The sequence below is a fragment of the Mesorhizobium sp. M1A.F.Ca.IN.020.06.1.1 genome, from assembly GCF_004023265.1.
Taxonomy (GTDB): domain Bacteria; phylum Pseudomonadota; class Alphaproteobacteria; order Rhizobiales; family Rhizobiaceae; genus Mesorhizobium.
Window position 1 is genome coordinate 1 of sequence record NZ_RZSR01000509.1, and the last position, 4,280, is coordinate 4,280.

Genomic DNA, 4,280 nt, shown 5'->3' on the forward strand with positions numbered 1-4,280 from the left:
GAAGCCGGTGATGCCGGCGCCGAAATTGATCAGCTGGCTGATGCCTTCGACCTTGCGCGGCAGCCCCGGACGCCAGCGCGATGACACCCAGTAGCAAAGCGTCGGCAACACGGCGCCGGTCAGCGTGCCGGCAAAAAGCGCCCAATAGGAGCGGTCGATGAAGGTCCAGGCGATCGAGACCACAAGGCCCGTAACGGCGCTGGCGACGTCGATGACGGCGAGCCGGCTGAATTCCATGCGGCGCGTCAGCAACGCCAGATGCTGGGCGCCGAGACCATAGGCCATGATCTGCAGGCCGAAGGCGGCAACCAGCCCCGTGACGCGCGGCTCGCCGTAGAAGGCGGCCACCAGGGGAGCCGCCGCAGCAAGCACGCAGGCCAGGATCGCGCTCACCGCCGTGTTGATCCAGAAGAGGTAGTTGACCTCCTCGTGCCGGATGCCGGTTTTCTGGATCGTCGCCTGGGTCAGGCCGAAATCCTGGAACAGCGCGATGAAGGCGAGCACCGGCGCGCACATCGCCACGACGCCGAAATCCTGCGGCGACAAAAGCCGCGACAGCACGATGACCGACACGATTTGGGTGGCGACCCGCACGCCCTGCGCCATCGCGGTGACGACGGCGCCGCGCCCGACCGATCTGCGCAGGGAGCCCTCGGGCGGATCGAATGCACTGGTTTCCAAATTCTGGATTCCTGATTTTGCGCCAGTCATCATCGCGACCGGCGCCCGCCGCCATGCACAAACTACCGCAAGAGGTTTTTGCAGCGCAACAAAAAATGTGCGCCGATTGCTACGCTGCACCAAAAATGTTGCGATGCAGCAAAAGCTGTACTAGCATCCCCTCTTGGGTGGCGGGCCCAAAAGCGGTCGAGTTTCATGCTGCATGTCTTGTACCTCGTGCATGACATATCCGACCCGGCGGTGCGCCGGAGGATAAAAATGCTCAGGGCAGGCGGCGCCGGGATAACCCTGGCGGGCTTCCGTCGCACCTCCAATCCGATCGCCGAGATCGAAGGCATCAAGCCCGTCGACCTCGGACCGACGCGCGATGGCCGATTCGCCCAGCGCATCGGCGCAGTTGCCAAGGCCGCCATGTCGATCGGAACCAAATTCGCGGGCCTGGCGCGACCCGACCTGATCATCGCGCGCAATCTCGAGATGCTGGCGCTTGCCAGCCGCGCCAGGCGCGCTTTCGGCGCCAGCGTGCCGATCGTCTACGAGTGCCTCGACATCCATCGGCTGGTGTTGCGCAACGACCTGATCGGCAAGACGTTGCGCGGCGCCGAACGCCATCTGGCCCGCGACGTCAAGCTTCTGGTGACCAGCTCTCCCGCCTTCGTCGCCAATTATTTCAAGCCGTTCGGGCAAATCGCGGCGCCGGTCGAGCTGATCGAGAACAAATATTTCGACACCATGCCCGTGCCGGCGGATCATCGTCGCGAGGACGACAGCCCGGTAGCGCCGCCTTGGCGCATCGGCTGGTTCGGCGCGCTGCGCTGCCGGCGCTCGCTGGAGCTCCTGGCCGAGTTCACCCGCCGGCAAGACGGACGCTTCGAAGCGGTGCTCAGGGGCCGTCCCGCGCTCTCCGAATTCCCGGATTTTCATGCCTTTGTCGAAGCCGAGCCCTGGCTTTCCTTCGGCGGTCCCTATCGTAATCCGGAGGACATGGCGGCGATCTACCGCGAGGTGCATTTCTCCTGGGCGATCGATTTCTTCGAGCAGGGCCAGAATTCCGAATGGCTGCTTCCCAACCGGCTCTACGAAGGCTGCCGCTTCGGCGCCGTGCCGATCTCGATGGCGAGCACCGAAACCGGCCGGTTCCTGAAGCAGCAGGACATCGGTGTGCTTCTGTCCGAGGCCACGTCCGAAGGACTCGACACCGCGCTCGGCCGAATGGGTCAGGAACACTACGGCAAGCTGAAGTCGCGGGTGCTGGCACGCAATCCGCGGACCTGGAGCTACGACCGCAGCGATTGCCTGGCTTTCGTCGACAAGCTGCGCGGCCTGACCGCCGGTCGCGGGAGCTTTGCGACCGAGGCGCTGGCATAGGATGGCTAAGAATGGACAAAACCCGATGACGCGCACGACGGCATCGAGCCTGATCGTCATCCCGTGCCTCAACGAGGCCGCTCATATCGGCGGGCTGCTCCAGCGGCTGCGGCCGGCCGCGGCGCGGCTCGGCGCGCGCATCGTCGTGGCCGACGGCGGCAGCACCGATGGCACACAAGGCATCGTCGAAGAACTCGCTGCGGAGGATCCACGCGTCATCCTGATCGCCAATCCGAAGCGCATCCAGAGCGCGGCGATCAACCTTGCGGTGGCGACCTTCGGCGACGACGCCGACTATCTCATCCGCATCGATGCGCATGGCGGATATCCCGCCGATTATTGCGACAGGCTGGTCGAGGAAGCGCAAGCTACGGGTGCCGATTCGGTCGTCGTTTCGATGCTGACCAGCGGCACGGGCGCGGTACAGAAGGCCGTGGCGGCGGCGCAGAATTCCAGGCTCGGCACCGGCGGCTCCAAGCACCGCCACATGTCGGCCGGCGAGTGGGTCGACCACGGCCACCATGCGCTGATGCGCATTGCCGCGTTCCGCGCGGTCGGCGGCTATGACGAGAGCTTCAGCCATAACGAGGACGCCGAGCTCGATCACCGCCTCCGTCTGGCCGGCTACCGCATCTGGATGAGCGGCAAGACGCAGATGGTTTATTATCCGCGCTCCACCTTGAAGAGCCTGTTTTTCCAATATCTCGGCTATGGCCGCGGCCGCGCCAGGAACGTGCTCAAGCATCGCATGATGCCGAAGCTGCGGCAGATGATCCCGCTGCTGGTGTTTCCGGTGGTCCTGATGGCGCTCTTGTCTCCGATCTTTGTTCTGGCGGCCGTGCCGTTTCTGGTGTGGGCGGGTGTCTGCCTCGGTTACGGCGTCCGGACCGCGATCAGCCAGCGGAATCCCGCCATAGCGCTGGCCGGCGTGTCGGTGATGGTCATGCATCTGGGCTGGTCCATGGGCTTCTGGCTGCAACTCTTCGGCCCGCAGCCGTCGCGCGAGGCGGCGTGATGGCTGCGAAGAGGAGCGGCAGCATCGACATCTGCATCTGCACTTTCCGCAGGCCGGAGCTTGCTGACACGCTGCGCTCCATCGCCGCGCTGGAGAACCCCGCCGGTTTCGAGATCGGCATCGTCGTCGCCGACAATGACGACGAGCCGAGTGCGCAGCCGCTGGTGAAGGCGCTGGCGCAGGAACTGAAGCTGCCGATCCGCTATCGCCACGCGCCGGCGCGCAACATCTCGATCGCTCGCAACGCCTGCCTCGATGCCAGCGTCTCGGACCTCGTCGCCTTCATCGACGACGACGAGACGGCTTCGCCGGGCTGGCTCGTCGAACTCGTGGCGACCGCGGAGGCGACGGGCGCGACGGCCGTGCTCGGGCCGGTCCGCGCGACATATCGCCAGGACGCGCCGGACTGGATGCGCAAAGGCGATTTCCACTCGACCTTGCCCGTCTGGGTGCGCGGCGAGATCCGCACCGGCTACACCTGCAACGTCCTGCTCAGGATGACCGAGGAAAGCCTGCGCAACCGGCGCTTCAGCCTGGCGCGTGGCCAGACCGGCGGCGAGGACACCGAATTCTTCGATTCAGTGGTCAAGTCCGGCGGGCGCATCGCCTTTGCCTCCCAGGCCTTCGTCGACGAGGTGGTGCCGAGCTCGAGGGCCGCCTTCGACTGGCTGCGCCGCCGCCGCTTCCGCTTCGGGCAGACGCACGGCCATCTCATCGGGCGCAACATCGGCGGCCTGCGCCGCGTCTGCCAGATCGGTCTCGCCTCGGCGAAGGCGGGCTACTGCTTCGGTATGGCGCTTTTGGCCGCAGTCAGCCCGGTGCGACGGAACCGCAGCATGCTGCGCGGCATTATGCATCTCGGCGTCGTCAGCGGTTTGGTCGGAGTCCGCGAAATCCGCCAGTACGGCATCACTCAGCAGGAAGGGGAAAAGCGTGCAGCCTGACGTCAGCTTCGTCATCGCCGCTTACAACGCCGAGGCAACTCTCGACCGGGCGATCGCCAGCGCGATGGCCCAGCGCGATGTCGCGATCGAAGTCATCGTCGTCGACGACCGGTCGAACGACCGCACGCGCGATGTCGCGCGCGCTTATCCTCAGGACATCGTCACGGTGGTCGCGCTTCCCGCCAACCGCGGTCCTGGCGGCACCAGGAATGCCGGGCTCGATCTGGCCCGCGGCCGCTGGGTCGCCGTGCTCGATTCCGACGATGCCGTCC

The 4,280-nt window shown here is 65.7% G+C and carries 5 protein-coding genes; 4 read left to right on the top strand and 1 reads right to left on the bottom strand.

From position 1 onward, the window contains the following. The coding region (locus tag EOA60_RS20965) for an oligosaccharide flippase family protein (protein ID WP_164899438.1) at positions 1 to 681 on the bottom strand (681 nt) is incomplete at its 3' end. Between the two features lie 195 nt (positions 682 to 876). Between EOA60_RS20965 and EOA60_RS20970 the strand changes: the two genes are divergently transcribed. The 4 genes from EOA60_RS20970 to EOA60_RS20985 all read left to right on the top strand — a co-directional run. Then, on the top strand, positions 877 to 2,049 hold the full coding sequence (locus EOA60_RS20970; RefSeq protein WP_095824326.1) for a glycosyl transferase family 1: 1,173 nt from the start codon (positions 877 to 879) through the stop codon (positions 2,047 to 2,049). Positions 2,050 to 2,074: 25 nt separating this feature from the next. After that, the gene (locus EOA60_RS20975; RefSeq protein WP_095824413.1) at positions 2,075 to 3,064 is read left to right on the top strand and encodes a glycosyltransferase family 2 protein; all 990 of its coding nucleotides are present in this window, start codon (positions 2,075 to 2,077) and stop codon (positions 3,062 to 3,064) included. After that, positions 3,064 to 4,008, top strand: coding sequence for a glycosyltransferase (locus EOA60_RS20980; protein ID WP_095824325.1), 945 nt, complete (start codon positions 3,064 to 3,066; stop codon positions 4,006 to 4,008). Before EOA60_RS20975 ends, EOA60_RS20980 begins: the two co-directional genes overlap by 1 nt. Beyond that, the coding region (locus EOA60_RS20985) for a glycosyltransferase family 2 protein (protein ID WP_164899439.1) at positions 3,998 to 4,280 on the top strand (283 nt) is incomplete at its 3' end. The genes EOA60_RS20980 and EOA60_RS20985, both read left to right, overlap by 11 nt.

Coding starts and splice junctions, on each gene's coding strand:
- EOA60_RS20975 (WP_095824413.1), top strand. CDS start 2,075: ATGACGCGCACGACGGCATCGAGCCTGATCGTCATCCCGTGCCTCAAC.
- EOA60_RS20970 (WP_095824326.1), top strand. CDS start 877: ATGCTGCATGTCTTGTACCTCGTGCATGACATATCCGACCCGGCGGTG.
- EOA60_RS20980 (WP_095824325.1), top strand. CDS start 3,064: ATGGCTGCGAAGAGGAGCGGCAGCATCGACATCTGCATCTGCACTTTC.